The organism is Pyxidicoccus xibeiensis (assembly GCF_024198175.1).
In the GTDB taxonomy this organism is placed as follows: domain Bacteria; phylum Myxococcota; class Myxococcia; order Myxococcales; family Myxococcaceae; genus Myxococcus; species Myxococcus xibeiensis.
In genome coordinates, this window is sequence record NZ_JAJVKV010000002.1 from 42802 (window position 1) to 59169 (window position 16368).

9 protein-coding genes are annotated in these 16368 nt (G+C 71.0%); all 9 read right to left on the reverse strand.

The features are described from left to right. Positions 1-227: 227 nt before the first annotated feature. From LXT23_RS08370 to LXT23_RS08410, 9 genes are read right to left on the reverse strand one after another with little or no spacing between them, the layout of a single operon-like run. A complete protein-coding gene (locus LXT23_RS08370; RefSeq protein WP_253979581.1) occupies positions 228-998 on the reverse strand; it encodes a glycosyltransferase family 32 protein in 771 nt (256 codons plus the stop codon). 8 nt (positions 999-1006) lie between these two features. Then, a complete protein-coding gene (locus tag LXT23_RS50320) occupies positions 1007-3355 on the reverse strand; it encodes a glycosyltransferase (RefSeq protein ID WP_253979582.1) in 2349 nt (782 codons plus the stop codon). Between the two features lie 18 nt (positions 3356-3373). Next, positions 3374-4135, reverse strand: a complete 762-nt coding sequence (locus LXT23_RS08380; RefSeq protein WP_253979583.1) for a hypothetical protein — start codon at positions 4133-4135, stop codon at positions 3374-3376. A 42-nt stretch (positions 4136-4177) separates the two neighbouring features. Beyond that, positions 4178-7399 (reverse strand): phage tail protein, encoded by a 3222-nt coding sequence (locus tag LXT23_RS08385; protein ID WP_253979584.1) that lies wholly within the window; start codon positions 7397-7399, stop codon positions 4178-4180. 9 nt (positions 7400-7408) lie between these two features. After that, entirely contained in the window at positions 7409-9466 is a 2058-nt protein-coding gene (locus LXT23_RS08390) for an ATP-binding protein (RefSeq protein ID WP_253979585.1), read from the reverse strand. An 11-nt stretch (positions 9467-9477) separates the two neighbouring features. Then, positions 9478-11565, reverse strand: a complete 2088-nt coding sequence (locus LXT23_RS08395) for a hypothetical protein (RefSeq protein WP_253979586.1) — start codon at positions 11563-11565, stop codon at positions 9478-9480. Continuing rightward, complete coding sequence (locus tag LXT23_RS08400; RefSeq protein ID WP_253979587.1) at positions 11558-14047, reverse strand: vWA domain-containing protein; 2490 nt, start codon at positions 14045-14047, stop codon at positions 11558-11560. The genes LXT23_RS08395 and LXT23_RS08400 overlap by 8 nt, the downstream gene beginning before the upstream one ends. Positions 14048-14058: 11 nt before the next feature. Continuing rightward, a complete protein-coding gene (locus LXT23_RS08405; RefSeq protein ID WP_253979588.1) occupies positions 14059-15027 on the reverse strand; it encodes an IPT/TIG domain-containing protein in 969 nt (322 codons plus the stop codon). Positions 15028-15072: 45 nt separating this feature from the next. Beyond that, positions 15073-16368, reverse strand: coding sequence for a hypothetical protein (locus LXT23_RS08410; RefSeq protein WP_253979589.1), 1296 nt, complete (start codon positions 16366-16368; stop codon positions 15073-15075).

Below are 16368 nucleotides of genomic sequence, written 5' to 3' on the forward strand. Positions count from 1 at the left end.
ACCCGCCTGCGCGGTGGGAGGACAGGCGCGACGGGACGACAGCGGGAGCACTCAGTGCGGAGACTGCGAGGGGGGGACTCACGGTCAGCTCCTCGGGAGGGGGACACAGTTGCCGAGCGGGGACAATGTTCCGTCCCTTCTGCATCCTCACACGCTCTCAGGAACTGAGCAATTGCCGCAGAACCCGAGAATCCTGCTTCGGGGGCGGACGTTCGGCGCTGGACGTCTCAGGCCGAGGGGCCGGAGGGCGTCGTCGGGAGGCCCTTGCTGTAGTGGAGGATGAGGCGGGGCAGCCAGCCGTCGAGGTTGCGGCAGCGGCGCAGGTTCGTGAGGTCCATCTCCTTGTAGGCAAGGCCCCGCGCCCCCCGGCCGAAGTAGTGGATGACCCAGGCGTTGTCGAGGAGCCACTCAATCTGGTCCTCGGACAGGCGGAGCTCGCCGGTGAAGCCGCTCTCGGAAGGCCAGTTGAGCCGGCCGGTGGGAAGCCGGTCCACGGCGAAGCGGCCGGAGTCGATGACGCGGTTGCACAGCGTCTGGTCGCTCCAGTGGTCCCACTGCGCGTCGGGGACGGCCTTCATCGCGGTGAGCCACGCCAGGGCGAACGGGTCTCCGGGCGGGCTGGCGCAGGCGCCGGTGCAGCGGCGGCGCGCGTCCCAGCACTCCTCGCCGATGGTGAACCGCTCGACTTCTGGCAGGGGGCGCAGGGTGAGGGTGTCGAAGGCGTCCAGGTACCAGCCGCCATGGCGGTGCAGCGCGAGCGCCCGCATGCGCCGCGCGGCCACGTCCAGCCGCGTCGTCTGGAGCGCCGCGAAGGACTGGGACAGGTCCTCGAAGCGCGCCTTCGGGAGCAGGGGCTGGTAGCGGGTGATGCTCGCGGTATCACAGTAGACGTGGACGGCCGCGCCACGGTTGTGGGCCATGGCCGAGCGGATGGCGGCGACCACGGTCGGCCGCACGTGGGTGTCCTGGAAGCAGAAGGAGAGGGCAGGCGTCGTCATGGGCGTGCTCAGGGTGCTCCGGAGGCGAGCGGGCGGGAGTCGTCGGAGAGTGCGGCGTCGTGGAGGGCGGCGAAGGCATCTCCCATGAGGGCGCGCACGGCGTCCGTCGGGTGGGGTTGCCAGAAGCGGTGGTGCACGCGCTTGGGGTCCACGTTGGCGCCGTGGATGCACGCGACGAAGAAGGAGGCGTCCTCCAGGACGAGCAGCCGGCGTGCCGGGTCGTTCCAGAGGAAGCGCGCGTCCTCACCCACGTTGATGTCGGGGAAGGGGTTGCGGCGCCAGAAGTCGCGCGTGTAGCAGAGCGTGTTGCCGGACACCCAGGGGCGCTGGCCGGCGGGGTAGACGTACTGCCAGGAGCGGCCGGTGGCGGGCTGGTGGTAGTAGACGCGCGTGAGGCCGCAGACGGCGGCGCTGGCCTGGCGCAGGGCCGACACCTGGTAGGTGAGGCGCGTGGGCGCGGACCAGTCGTCGTCGTCCCAGTGGACGATGACGTCGCCGCGCGCCGCCTGGCACGCGAGGTTGCGCTTGGCACCCACGGAGTGGCGGCGCTCCAGGCGCAGGTAGCGGATGCGCGCGTCCTCGGGGAGGAGGTCCGCGACGGGCTCGGTGCCGTCGTCCACGACGACGAGCTCGCGGTCCGCCCAGTCCTGCGCGAGGAACCAGCGCACGGCCAGCGGGACGAAGCGGCGCCGGTTGAACGTGGGCATGATGCAGGACACGCGGAGGCCCTCCGCGCTGGCGGGCACGACGAGGCGGGGCCTCGCGGCGACGGGCTCCGGGAGCGCGGTGGGCGGTGCGGGCTCGGGCTCCGGGGCGGGCGCGGGCACCTCGCCCTGGGCCCGCTTCTCCAGGACGACCAGGGTGCCGGCCATGTGGACGCGCCGGTAGCGGCCGCCGCGCAGCAGCTCGCGCACGTAGAGCTTCACGCCGGGGAAGTAGTCGGCGCAGTCGTGGAAGGCCACGTACCCGCCGACGGCGAGCCAGGGTTCCAGGTGCCGGAAGTCCGCGGCGACGCTGGCGTAGTCATGCAGCCCGTCCACGAGGAGGAATGCGATGGGCCCGCTCCAGGGCACGGCGGGCGCGGGCTCGAAGTGGACCTGCACACGCGGAGCGAGCCCGGCCTGCTTCAGCGTCTGCTGGAGCTTGTCGCGCGTGGGGCCGGTGTGGCGCAGGCCGGTGTCGCGGGAGCCGACGACGCCGTCCCCCGGGTCGATGGCGTGGATGGGCGCGGGGGTGCCCAGTGCCTCGGCGACGCGGCCGAGGACGACGGTGGCCTTGCCGCAGTAGCTGCCGACCTCCACCACGGCGTGCGGCGCGGGCAGCGAGGACAGCGCGCGCGAGGACGCGGCGATGAGCAGGTCCGCCTCCTCGTCGGACAGCCAGCCCTCCACCTTCTGCATCTCCGCGAGGATGGGCCAGGTGAGCAGCAGCGGGCGCGGGCCTCCGTCCGAGTTCGCGGCGGGCGCGGGCTCGGAGAGGTCCTGCGCCGGTGGCGGCGCCGTGTTCTCGGGCGGAGGCGGTGTCACGCGGCGGGCGGTGCCCTCGTAGTCGAGGTAGCGCGAGCGCACGTGGGCGCGCAGCGGGTCGTCATGGCGGCGGGGAATGGGGTGGGCCCAGAAGCCGCCGGGGTGGTTCATGGCGCCGTCGAGCTGCGCGGTGGAGTAGCGGACGCGGTAGCGGACGAGGTCGTAGCTGCAGGGGCTGGTGAGGACGCGGTGTCCCAGCAGGGCGACGAGGGTGGGGAAGAGCACCTCCTCGGTGGCCCAGATGCGCGAGCGCCGGAGGATGTCCTGGAGCTGCGAGTCCCCATCCCACAGCTTCACCAGGTCCCGGGCCGCGTCCGCGCTGAAGACGGTGGAGGGCCAGAAGGTCCAATGGACGAACTGGGACTCGCCCTGGGGGAAGCGGCGGAGGAAGGGGCGCCACAGGTCCAGCTCGCGGCGCGCATGGACGGCGGGGGCGGCGCGGCTGCCGGGGCCGTGCGGGGACTGCACGTTGCCGAGCAGCCCCGCGCCGGGGTTGGCCTGGAGGAAGTCACCCAGGAACGCGGAGTAGCCGGGCCGCAGGCCGAGCTGGTCCGAGTCGACGATGGTCATCGCGTCGAACGGCTCGTGCTCCAGGGCGAAGCGGAAGCAGTCGAGCGCGAAGTCGTGCAGCCAGCCCCACTTCATGGGCCGCGGGGAGGGATGGATGACGGCGTTGTAACGCTCGAAGGGGAAGCCGTGGAGCAGGTCCGCGTCGCGGCCCCCGTTGTAGAGCAGGATGCGCGAGCCCGGGTCCAGGTGGTGGAGGTTGCGCACCAGGTCGATGACGCACTCGCGGCTCTCGTGGACGAGACAGGCGTAGGTGTTACGCACGGGCGGGTACCTCGCGGGTCAGGGTTGGATAGAGACCTGTCGGGCGATGAGCTTCACGATGCCTTCTTCTTCGTTCTCCGCGAGGAGCACGTAGCCCGTCGCCCACAGGGCCAGCAGCGGCTCGAAGGGGTTGGACAGCTCCGCGAAGGGCCTGTTCCGCACGGTGCTGAGCGGCCAGGACGCTCCAGACACCTCCAGGCCTTCCCGGACGGCCAGGCGCCAGCCCAGGTAGCCCTTGATGGACTTGAGGTACGGGTAGGGAACGGCGGGGGCGGGTTGGGGAAGGAGCGTGTCCCAGTCGACTCCGTGCTCCTCGAGGGACACCGCGACGGCGTCGAGAACGGCGTTGAAGGCCACGCCCACGCTGACGTCACGCAGCTCGAAGTCCTCGACTCCCAGCCAGCGGAATCGGGTGACGTCTCGCGCACCCCAGGGCTTCAGGCGCGAGTACAGGACCTCTGTCGCGGACTCCGCGGCCAGCACCCCCGTGGGGTCTGCGGCCAGCGTGAGGGCCATCCTCAAGGTGGGCGGCGTACGGTCATCCTCGAGGACAGGAGGGGCGCCTCGTGCGAGGGCGGCCTGGACGAATTCGGCGGTCATCACGAAGCGGCGCCGGTCGTTGTCGATGAAGTCCTGGGGAATCGTGCCTCGCGCGGCGAGCTCCCGCCACGCGGCACCGGAGTCACGGATGCCGGCAACCGCCGCGCGCGCCGAGGCGAGGTGCGGCCGCTCCGGATGGAGGGCTCGTCTTGCCAACGCTTCCAGGGCTGCGACATCCATTTCATTCCTCCTGGCCGCGAGGCCCTCGGCGCTGGGCCCTGCTCAAGGTGAGAGTCGGATGATGGCTGCGACCAGCTTGCCACGAGCCGCCTGGATGGCGGCCTTGCCGGTCTCGATCTGACCGGACTTGCCTGCATCCTGTCGTAGGAGCTCCGCCGCCGCCTCCGGGTCAAAGGACGAGTCCACCCATCTCGGGATGACGGAAGCCCGGAGCGCCTGTGAGGCGGTTCGCAGGTGGGCCGAGTTGCGCTCGCGGGCCTGACGGGACTGCTCCTGGTAGCTGGGCGCTGTCCGGTCCGTGGGCACGCCCGCCCCCGTCTGCCAGCGCTCCAGGGCGGTGACGAACTGCCGGAAGGCCAGCAGCAACTGCTGCTTGGCGGCTCCATGGGCGACGGAGTTCGCATCGGTTCCGGGCTCGCCTTCCTTGTCGACGGTCAGGGAGATGGGACCAATGGAGAGATCGCCCTGCATCCCCCCGAGTGCTGCCGACAGGATTGCCACATGCTGCGGGTTGCTGAGCGCGCCAAGCTCCGCCCTCAGGTCGGGGATGACCTGCTTGAGCGCGTTGTTGAAGACGTGGTGCCCCCGCTTGGGGCCGCCCTTGCCCGAGCCTTTCTTCGTCTTCGCGGGGCTGGCGACGTAGACGTAGTCCCAGGTGGCGGAGCCCTCGACGACCCTGATGGACTTGAAGACAGGGTGCTCACGCTTGACCTGCGCTGCCACCCGCTCGGCATCCTTCTTGTCTATCTTTCCCGCGCGCGTCTTGGCGGCGGTGAGCCGGTCCAGCACGGCGAGGCCGGCCGCTACCTTCTGCGCCTTCTGCGGATCTTCCCGCTCACCGCCCCCCCGCCCGAACAGCTTCTTCACCCACGCCCACGCCTTCTTCAGCCAGTTGAGCACCGCGGCGCGGACCTTCGTCTGCACCTTGGTGATGAACTCGCGGATCTTCGCGGACAGGCCGCCCAGGCCGATGAGCCGCGCCAGGAAGCCGATGACGATGGGGATGAGGCTCGCCAGCGCCCGCTCTATCCACGCCGCCGCGCCGCCAATCGCACCCGTGGCGATGGCATGCACCGAGTTCACCACCGCCTCGATGAGCGCGACGATGCGCGAGGCGTTCTCGATGACCCACATCACCACGTTGTAGATGGCGATGACGGCCTGGACGATGGCGCCAGCCGGGTTGAACATCGAGAGGATCTTCGTCACCGCCTGCTTGACGATGGTGGTGATGAGCCAGTCCTGGATGGCGTCGATGACCATCGCCTTCAGGTTGGACAGGTCCTCCTTCAGCTTCTCCCAGAGCGCCTGGGGCCCGCCCTTGATGGTGATGGAGATGTACTCGACCAGCTTCTCGAGGAGCGCCACGTTGCGCTCGCCCATCAGCTTCACGGCCTCGCCGCGCATCCAGGCGTAGGTCAGCCCGAGCACGTCGAGCACCAGCTTGAGGATGGACCAGACGTTGAGGTCGCTCGGCACCTGGATTCCGGCGGAGGCCAGCGAGCCGAAGAGCCACTCCATGAAGCCCTTCTTGAGGTGCGTCCAGATGTTGCCGACGAACTGGCTGAAGCCCTGCTTGATGGCCGCGAGCAGGTTGCCCAGGAACCCGATGGGGTCCGCGAGGATGAGCTTGATGGTCGCCAGCCCCTTGCGGAGCACGGCCATCAGCTTGTCCTTGAACTCGGTGAGGATCTTGATGACCTCGCCGATGGCATCCGCCAGCTTCTTCAGCGCGCCGGCGTTCTCCTCCTCCAGCTTCTTGAGCGCCGCGTCCGCCTTGTCGTGCGCCTCCTTGTATTTCTGCGCCAGCTTCTGGGCGAGGTCGTTCTTCTTCGCGTCGATGCCGCTGCGCAGCTCATCGAAGCGCTCGGTCATCGCCTTCTGCGCGTCGCGTCCCACCGCCTGCAAGTCCCGAGGCAGGCTGTCCACGTACGTCTTGATGGCGGCCTGACCCCGGTCCACCTCCGCCTTTGCGTCGGCAAGCCGCATGTCCACCATGGTGGAGATGCGCACCGCCAGTGCGTCCATCTTGGAAGCGAAGCGCGCCCGCGCCTGGCCAAGGATGACCTTGATGCCCTCGGGCACCGGGCGGAACAGGTCCGCCACCCAGCGGGCCGCGCCGAGCGGGCCGCTGTAGCGCCGCTCCTTGAATCTGTCGATCTCCCGGCTGGCGTACGCCTTCATGTCCGCCAGGGCCGCCTCGGCGCCCAAGTCGAACACGCGCATCACGTCCGCTTCGAGCGTGGACAGCTTCGTGTCCACCTTCTGCTTGGTCTGCTGGTACAGCCTCTCGATGTGCTCGGTGACTTCCTTGCGCCGCGCCTCGTCCTTCTGCTTCGCCAGCAACTGGCGCGCCTTGACCTTGCTGTTGCCGGACACCTTCACGCCGGCCATCTGCGCCACGCCGGCCTTCGAGTCGCCCGAGGCCTTCGCTTTCGCCTGGCCCAGCGTGGCGCCCTCGGCGGCGATGTACTTCCCGGGCGCCGCCGCCGACACCTTCTCCACGGTGCCCTTCTGGGCCAGCACGTTGGAGAAGCGCGGGTCATTGGCCTTCTTGAGCTGGTCCGGCGTCAGCTCGGCGTCCTTCATCTGCTGGTCGGAGTCCTGCTTGCTCGTGCCGAGCGCCTGCACCTGTGCGGCGGGCTTCGGCGCCGGCATGGCCTCCGCGCCGTTGACAGGCGGGGGCGGCGAGGCCGGCTCCTCGGGCATGGCCTCGGGAGTCCGGGCCGGCACGCCGCTCGGGTCCGGCGGCGCGGCGGTGGCCTGTTCCGTGGGCCCCGCGGCCGTGTCCTTCGCGCCCTTCACCCCGCCCGAGACAGCGTCCTTCACCTGGCCCGTCTCGTTGCCCTCCATGAACTTGTCGGCGTCGTCCAGGTTCTTGGGCATCACCTTTTCGATTTCCGCACGCAGCAGCGTGAGGAAACCGTTGGGGTCCGCCTTGGGCGTCTCCGCCGACTTCATGGCGTCCACCTGGTTCGCCTTGGCACCGGCGAGCCGCTCCGTGGGTGGGGACACGGCGGCGGCCTGGGCCTCGGCGGCCTTCTGGCCGGCGGGCGGGTGCTGCTTCGTCTTCTTCGCTCCCTTCTCCAGTTGTTCGATGACCTTGCGGAAGCGCGGGTCCTTCTCCGCGTCGCCGCCCACCTTCACCGCCGCCCCGCCCGGTGCGGCGGCGGTGGTGGCGCCGGGCCTCGCGGCACGCGCCGGGGCTCCGCCGCGCGCGGGGGCGCGGGAGGGACCTCGGGCTGCGGCGCGGGCGGGAGGCATGGGTGGCGCTCAGCCTCGAAGGGAGATGGCGCCAGGACGGCGCAGTGGGCAGACGTCACCGGACTTGCGGTACTCGCGCAGCACTCCGGCCTCCAGGTGCGACGAGCCGAGCGGCCCTCCTTCCTCCAGCGCCAGCAGCGACGCGTGCAGCACCGCGTTGCGAATCTGTCCGCCGCTCAGGTGGCAGCGTGCGGCCACCTCCCGCAGCAGGCCCGCGTCCACCGCGTGCGCGGCGGGCAGGTGGAGCTGCCACAGGACCCAGCGCTCGGCGGGCTCGGGCGCGCGGAAGTCCACCACCACGTCCATGCGCCGCGCGAAGGCGGAGTCGATGGCATCCGCCGCGTTGGTGGTGACCACGAGGATGCCCTCGTAGGACTCGATGCGCTGGAGGAGGTAGTTCGTCTCGAGGTTCGCATACCGGTCCGTGGACGAGCCCACGCCGGTGCGCTTCGCGAACAGCGAGTCGCCCTCGTCGAAGAGCAGCACCACGTCCAGCTCCTCGGCGAGCGCGAAGATGCGGGAGAGGTTCTTCTCCGTCTCGCCGATGTACTTGTTCACCACCGAGGACAGCTCCACCCGGTACACGTCCAGCCCGAGCGCCGCCGCGACGAGCCGCGCGGCCAGCGTCTTCCCGGTGCCGCTGGGGCCCTGGAAGAGGGCGCGCACGCCCGGGGTGAGCTGCTTCGACAGGGAGCCGCCCACGGCGTCGCCCAGCCGCTCGCGATGGCGGCAGCGCGTCTCCAGCAGGCGCAGCTCGCGCATCGTCTCGCTGGCCACGGAGAGGTGGCCCCAGTCTCCCTGCGAGCTCAGCCGCACGGCAAGTGTGTCCAGCGCCTGCCGGTTGAGGGCGCGTGTCGCCTCGCGCACGTCGTCGCGCTCCACCTCGGCGCGCCCGGCCAGCGCCGCGTGGGCCTGGGCCAGCCGTGCCGCCCGGCGGACATGCCCTCGGGTGAGGCGGAAGGACGCGCTGATCTCCTCGAGGGCGGAGCATGGCCGCCCCGCCAGGCTCCGCGTCCAGTGCTGGGCCCGCTCCTCGGGGCCTGGCATGTCCACGCTCAGCGTGAGCGCGCGGTCCACGGCGTCACCCGTGACGCCCCCCAGCCGGCCGAGCACCACGCCCAGGGGGCCGTCCAGTCCGGTCAGCTCGGGCACCTCGGCCGCTTCGCCCGGGGGCGGCTCCAGCACCACCACGGGGAGCGCATGGAGCAGCGTGGCCAGCGGCCCCACCATGCGCCAGCGCGCATCGTCCACCTTCTGCGGCCCCTCCACCTCCAGCACGCCCCGGCCCAGTCCGCGAGCCACCGAGCGCAGCAGGGTGCGCCGCCCGTTGTGGCGGGGGCCGCGCACGACCAGCGCTCCGGCCTCGCCGGAGGCCAGCAGCGAAGGCAGCCGCGCCAGCGCTTCATGGAGCGCTTCGGGGATGATGAGCGGCTCGTCGTGCGTCAACGCTTCGAGCGCGTGGTGCTTCATCCACGGCGCGGGCCGCTCCGGTGCTTCACCGCGGAGCGCGTCCCAGACGGCGCCGGGGACATGGAGCGCCCACTCGGAGCGGGGCGCTTCGCGGTCGGTCACCTCGACCAGCCCCAGGTCCATGAGCCGGCGGAGGCGGGCGCGCACCTCACCCCGGTCGTCCTCTCCGCGCCAGCTCGCATTGAGCAGGCCCAGGGTGGGGCGGTTCAGGGTGGGCGTGCCCTGGAGGGAGGCGAAGAGCGTTCCGAAGCGCGCATCCTCCTCCACCATGCCCACGGCGAGCAGCAGCGTCAGCGCCTCATGGTCCAACTGGGCGGCATTGCGCAGCGCGCGCAGGGGCAGGTGGCCGGAGACGTCCGCTTCCCAGGCCGAGATGGCCTCGGGCCACGAGTCGGGTTCTCCATCGAGGCCGGACACGCCCAGCTCGACGAGCTCCGTGCGGTAGTGCTCCAGGAAGGGGAAGCGCGCCAGCAGCGCGGCCTCGCCGTCAAAGGTGCGTGCACCGTGGGCCAGGACGCGCGTGGCGGCGGCGAAGAAGTACAGCTTGAAGTGCTCCAGGGGCTCGGAGTCGGCGGCGGTCGAGGGCTCGGAGGACATGGCGTCTGGGCTCACTCGAAGTGGAAGGTGAGGTGACGCCCGGCGGACGGGAGCCAGCCGATGTCGCGGTCCAGCCCGGCCAGGCGCACGGCCAGCGGGAGCTGTGCGAGCTCGAGCACCACGTCCACGTGCGTGTCCGTCAGGTGGATGCGCGCATCGTGCGTGAAGAGGGTGGACTCCAGCTCCGCTGCGTCCTCGAGGGGTAGGCCGAGCGCGCGCGCCAGTCGGGCGCGGCAGTACGGCACGAGCCAGCCGAGCCACCGCTCGAGGGGCGTGCCGTCGCCACCGGCAGCCGCCGCTACCTCCCCGCGCACCAACGTGAAGGGGGGGAGCGCATCATCGACCGCCGCCCCTTCCGAAGAGGCCTTTGGAGCGGCAAGGATGTGGAGGTATGGCTCCGTCTCCCGGAGTGCCTGGGCCTCCGCGTCGCTGTCCGTCGCGCACGTCACGTCCACGACGAGGAAGCCTTCCGGGTGCCGCACGCGCAGCCGGCCGTCATCGACAGCCCAGGTCCACGTGGTCGCCTCCGGCGAGCGGAACGCGAGCAGCCACTCCCCGGAAACGCGCCACTCATGGGGCGGGTCGAAGCCATGTCCGGCGGTCTCGCCCGGCTTGCGACGGGAGAGAAGGGCCAGCACCTTCCACACCGGGTCCCCGGGGCGTGGGGCCACGAGCAGTCTCCGCCCCAGCAGCGTGACGAAGTCCCAGAGCGGCAGCGCCAGGTGCGGGTGCGAGGGCCGCGAGAAGTCGCCGTACAGCTCCAGGAAGAGGCCCAGGTTGACCAGGTAGAACAATCCCCCCAGCCCGGTGGGGATGGGCAGTCCCCACGCATGCCCGGGAGACGGCGCGAAGAGCCTGGGCGGGTCGGACGGGATGGGCGGAAGCACCGGGGGCGCGGAGTCCACCGCATCCTGGGCAGGCGCCACGCCCGTCGGGACCTCGGTGTTGGCGCTCACGACCACCGGAGCCTCGAACGACGGTGGGGTAGGGGAGTCCGTGGAACCAGCGCTCACGGAGACCGGAGCCCCCGTCCGCACCTCTTCCCGAGGAGCCCTCTCCGTCCTCGGGCTTGGGACGTCCGGGTCCGGCGGAGCACTCACGCCCCTCACCGGCTCCTGCGCCCGCTCCACCCGGACCGCTGCAGGCGTGGATGGACTTCCGATATCCACGGGATGCAAATCGACCTTCCGGGTAGGCACCTCGGAGACACGAAGAGGCCGCTCCACCCGGGGGGCTTCTTCGCCACCGCGCCGCCACGCCACCACCGCTGGAGCGAACGAAGGGGCCCGCGTCTCCACGGGAGCCCTGCGCAGCATCATCGACACCCCGAGCAGCGCCTGCCGCTCCACGCCGAGCCCTGTCCCGCGAGCCTCGGGAACCCACCGCTCCCACGGAGCAACGGAGGCGCCCGGCCCCCCGCCTTCCTTCGAGGACCGACGGGCTCCTGTATGCCCCGTGTCCTGGGGGACCACGTCCTCCTCTTCCAGCACGCGCACGGAGGCCAGCGCCGTCAGTCCATGCACCCGGGCGACGTGGGCCAGCAGGGTCCGCGCTTCCTCCCGGCTGAACAGCGACAACACGGGCCGGACCTCCCGCCGGTGGACCACCGTCTCCAGCGCGGCGGGCACGTACTCGGGGCGGCGCAGCCACTCGGCCACCACCGTCCGGGCCAGGTCCACGCTGGGGAACAGCCCGCGCCACCACCAGTGCGCCAGCGCGCTGCCCCGGCTGACGTCGCTGGCCAGACACGCCATCAGCTCCGCCGGGTCCGCGAAGAGCACGGCCTCCGCGCTCGGCGGTACCGCGCCCTGCACCGGCCGTGCGGCCCGGGCCACCTGGGCCGCCAGCGTGGACGCCAGCGCCTCGTCCCACTCCCGGGGCGGGCGAACCGCGTGCCCCCGCACCGGCATCACCCCCGGCTTCGGGTCCATCAGCCTGCGGATGCAGACCGTGGCCGAGGGTGGCAAGCCCGCGGGCAGGAGGTGGGCGCCGCTCAACAGGGACTCCATCCGCAGCCGCGCGGTGAGCGGTTCCAGCTCCGCTCCACGCAGCCGCAGCGTCCCGATGACCGTCCGACCCACCCCCGCCCCCTCACTCATCGCCGCGGCGCCTCCTCGGGCGGGAGATGAAGCCGAGCAGCACCAGCCCCATCACCCCCAGCATCCCGCCCGACGACATCCGGCGGCACCCACAGCCCGTCCCGTTGGGCGGCGGTACCGGCCCGGGCCCCGTGCCCCCGTCCGCCGGAGGCGGGCGCACCTCGGGCTTGACGGGCTTGGGCTCGCCCACGGTGCCCTCCGCGATGGGCGTCCCCGCGACGGCGACGTAGAGGGGCGTGTCCTTGTCCACGCTCGCGAGCAGCACCTGGTAGCGACCGTCGACGTCGGGCGTACCGATGCTCCGCACCGAGCCCTTGCCGCCCAGCCGCACGGTGATCTGATCGTCGTAGCCCGGACCGCTGAAGTTGCCCTTCGCGTCCACCGGGGTGAAGTGCAGCGTGTAGGCCCCGGGCCCCGTCTGCTCGCTCTTCACCTCGGACAGCGTGCCGTCCGGGAGCACCTCGACAGTGGCCTCGACCTTGTCCTGTCGGCGGATGGGCTCGCCGTCCGGCCCCTTCATCTCCAGCTCGACGAAGAAGCGGTAGATGCCAGGCACGGCCGTGTCGGTGAACTCCAGCGTATAGCGCCCGTCGCCCTGATGCTTCAGGGGGAGGGCCGTGTCCTCCAGCTTCTGGCCCATCCGCTCCTGGAACTTCGGGTCCTTCAGCAGCCCGTCCACCTTGAGCTGGTACGGGTGTGTCGGCTCCTTCAGCTCCGGCTGCTCGACCCTGGGCATGGGCGCCTTGTGCAGCAGCGTGCCGAGCGCCTCGATGGGCCGCTCCACCCGCACGCGCAGCTCGCCTTCCAGCTTCGTTATCGGCTTGCCGTCCCAGCTCAGGTCCGCCACCACGTTCAGCGGCGTCCCCGTGGCGTGCTTGATGCCCGGCACGTCGACGCGGAAGTCGAGGTGCTTCTCCTCCGCCACCACGCGCAGCCGGTAGGGCAGGGGGGCGGACGAAGTGAACCGCTGCACCTGCACCTTCCACATCCCCGGCTTGCCGCTCTTCGGCAGGTCCACGCGCTGCACCGTGTGCGCCAGGCCATCCGCACGGTACGTCGGCGTCACCACCGTCCCGTCCGGAGAGATGATGCGCAGCTGGGGAGGACTGCGGAGGGCGGGTGCGCCCAGCCAGCCCAGCGTCACCAGGGCGAACTCGACGGTGCCGTCCAGGAAGACCTCCTCCGTCACCGTGGTCTGCTCCACGCCCATCGTCCCCGAGGTCTTCTTCAGCGTGGACAGTGTGTTGCCCTTGAGGGCCGCGACGAGCTGGTCCGCGAAGGCGTCGGGAATGCCGCCGTCCACCGACAGCACGTGCGCGCCCGCCGTCTCCGCGGAGATGCGCTGCATCGTCTCCACGAAGGGCGACGTCACCGTCCCGACGGACACCGCGAGCACCGGCGTGCACTCGCCGGCCATGAACGTGGTCCCCCCGTCCCGCTCGATGACGAGCATCCCGTTGGAGATGCCTCCATCCGTGTCGATGGCCACCCGCGGGTTGATGTTCTGCATGCCGTCCGTCATCAGCACCACCGTGGTGTTGCTGAGCTGGCGGGGCAGCCGGTGCGCGTACCCATCCAGCAGGCCCTGGCCCATGGCCGTCATGTTCTGCGGGTTGCGTGTCGTCAGGTCGCTCTTGAATACCTGCCAGTTGGGCACACCGCCGTCGGGCAGCGAGGTGCCGCGCTCGCGCAGGTAGGGCTCGGCGAAGGGCGTCACGGGGGCCGAGTCGGAGAAGTAGGTGATGCCCAGCCGGTCATTGGTGAGCCCCAGCCCCGCCTCCGTCGACGCCGCGGCGCTCTCCGCGGCCCAGGTGTTGATGAACTCGTCCACCGCCGCCTTCATCGCGGTGATGCGCGTCACCGACGAGCCGCCTCCCACGGACGAGCCCATGCTCCCGGACTGGTCCAGCACCAGGATGACGTCCAGCGGCAGCCGCCCCATGTTCAGCGCCGGGGCGGGGAAGGGAGAAGTCCACACCACGCCGGGCACGCGGCGCGACGGGCACGAGCAGAAGCTCACCGTCCCCACGCCGCCCGGGTCCTCGATGTGGGTGGCCGACAGGCCCACCACGCCGTAGCGCTCCACCGTGGGCAGCCCATTCAGCGTCACGTCGTAGTTCTTGGCGCCGGTGATGCCGGACTTGTCACAGAAGGTGCCTCCCGGAGCCAGCAGGCTTCGGGCCTCCACCAGCAGCAGGGCCGAGTTCGCGTCCCGCCGCAGGAACATGACGTTGTCGCCGCCGACGTCGACCTCGACGGGGGCGCCCGCCTCGCTCAGCGGCACGTTGACGCCGTTGAGCGTCATGCCCGCGCCGCCGCCCGCGCTGATGTTGCCGTTGAACTCGAAGTACGCCCGCGCCTCGGCGACGGGAGGTTTGTTGCCGGTGGCGGGCAGGACGAACTGCTCGGCGCGGACGGCGACCGGCGCCAGCAGGGTGAGGATGGCGAGCGCGACAGCGGCTCGTGACGGGGAAAGGGACATGCGTGCTCCTCTCAGAGGATCAACGGGGGTCTGACGATGACGACGCTCTGCGGGTTCTCTAGCGACTCTTCCGTGTTGACCCGCACCTTGACGACGAACTGCTTCTCGACGCCGGCGGACACACCCGAGAGCGTCGTGGGAATGGTGATGGTCACCGCGGTGGGGGTGAGCTGCGTGGGCACCACGCCCGTGGAGGGCTCGCCCGAGAAGAACACCCGGACGGCCTCGGGGTTCGAACCGAACCCCGTCCCATTGATGGTCAGCGACGAGCCCGCGCGGGGGGTGGCGGCGCTGAGCCCGGTGATGGTGGGCTTCGCGATGCCGGAGGCCGGGCCCACCCTCAGCACGCCCGTCGACGTCACCTCCTTGCCGGTGCTCTGGTTCAGCACCGTGACGGTGACGGGGACGGGCGTCGCACCCTGCTGGGTGGGGACGTTGGGCAGGCCGCTGGGGACCAGGATGTAGAGCGAGAAGTTGGTGCTCCGCACGGACGGCGTCTGCGTCTGCACGCCGTTGATGCGCACGATGTTGTTGCCCGGCTGGCTCGCGAAGTTCTTCCCGAGGATCTGCACCTCCTCGAGCATGGGGGTGGACTCGGGCAGGAAGCCGGTGACCTCCGGCGCGTTGTTGCCGGGCGTCGTCGCCGAGGGCAGGCCGGAGATGAGCAGGTTGACGATGGAGTTGGCCACCACCCGGCTGCCCGCCGCGGGCACCTGGCCAATCACCCGCCGGTTCTGGTTGTCCTGGTGGTTGGGGTTGACGGCCAGCCCGTTGGAGTCCAGCAGCACGGGGCCGAGCACCAGCGGAGGGGTGTTGCTGGTGAGCACGTTCCTCGCGTTCCCCAGCGTCTCTCCGAACAGGTTGGGCACGGTGACGGGCCCGCCCAGCTTGAGCTCCAGCTCCTTCAACAACTGGATGATGGTGTTGATGAGCCGGGCGGTAATCAGGTCACCTGGCTGGACTTCGTTCAATTCGGGCATCGCGTTCTCCTCGCGGCCTGTCAGGCGTGGAATCAGGGGGGCGGTTCACCGCAGTGCGTAGTTGCCGAAGCTCCAGTGCGAGGCGTCGAAACGGGGCTCGCTCACGTCCGGCATGTGGCCGCTGGCGAAGACGAGGTACTCCTGCGTGGGACCGCTGGCGGACAGGGCCTGCTGGTTCTCGCGGACCTTGTAGACCCAGACGAAGGGGTCGGTGCCTCCCGCCGTGCCCGTCAGGAAGCTGACGGGCGGGAAGGCGAACGACAGCCGCAGCAGGGCCTGCATCCGGGCGCCCTCCACGTGCGTGACGACGTGGCGCACCGTCACTCCCTCGAAGAAGTTCGCCGTGTCGAAGCCCGGGAAGGCGGCATGGCCCAGTGGCACCACGCCGGCGGGAGGCAGGAAGTGGAAGTGGTCCTTCGCCTTGAGCGTCTGCGGGTTCGTCGCTCGCAGCGTGTCCAGCTGCTCCTGGAACTGGAGGAACATCGCCTCGCCCTCGGAGGCACGGCGGTCTCCCACGCCCAGCGCCCAGCGCGGGGGCTGCGCGGAGCGGGTGGGGCGGCGGCGCGCCGACCACATGTCCACGAAGCGGATGCCCTCCGTGTCCCGCCAGTGGATGACGGCGAGGGGCACGTCGCAGTCGGTGAGGAACTGGGGGCGCAGCTTGTCGATGGCGCCATACCCGGCGGTGGGCACGGCGAAGGGGTAGTCGCGGAAGGGCACCGCCTGCGTGTCCGTCGTCCCGAAGCAGTGGTGCGCCACGCGGTTGCGCAGCTTCTGCCGCTTCGCTGGCGTGTTCTGCAGGTCGTCCACGGGCACGTCCAGCCGCAGCAGGCGGAAGCGCACGCCGTCCACCAGCCGCTTCGCCTCGCAGCCGGAGCTGGTGACGCCGCCCAGGCCGCTGGTCTCCGCGCGGCCCTCGCGCCCGTCCGCCTCTGAGATGACCAGGAGGTACACGCCCGTGCCGGACACGTACACGCTGCCCGGCGGGGAGCACGCGCCGAAGCCCGCCTTGGCGCCCGCGGCCGTCGTGTCGTTGGAGGCGCCGCGCAGCAGCGACACCTCCACCGGCTGCTTCAGCTCCAGCGCGCGCCCTTCACGGTTGAGGGCCAGGCCCTTCTTCACGGTGACGATGGGCTCCGTCGCGGAGCTGCCGCCGGTGATGGCCTCCACCTCCAGGCCGTGCACCACGCCCTCGCCGAACGCGACGCCGAACTGCTTGAGCGCCTCCTTCCGGGCCTGCTGCTCCTGCGTGAGGTCCTCGGCGGACAGGAGCCGGCCATTGAAGAAGTTCGTCGAGCGGATGCCGTCGTCGAGGAATGCCGTGTCCAGGTCGATGCGCAT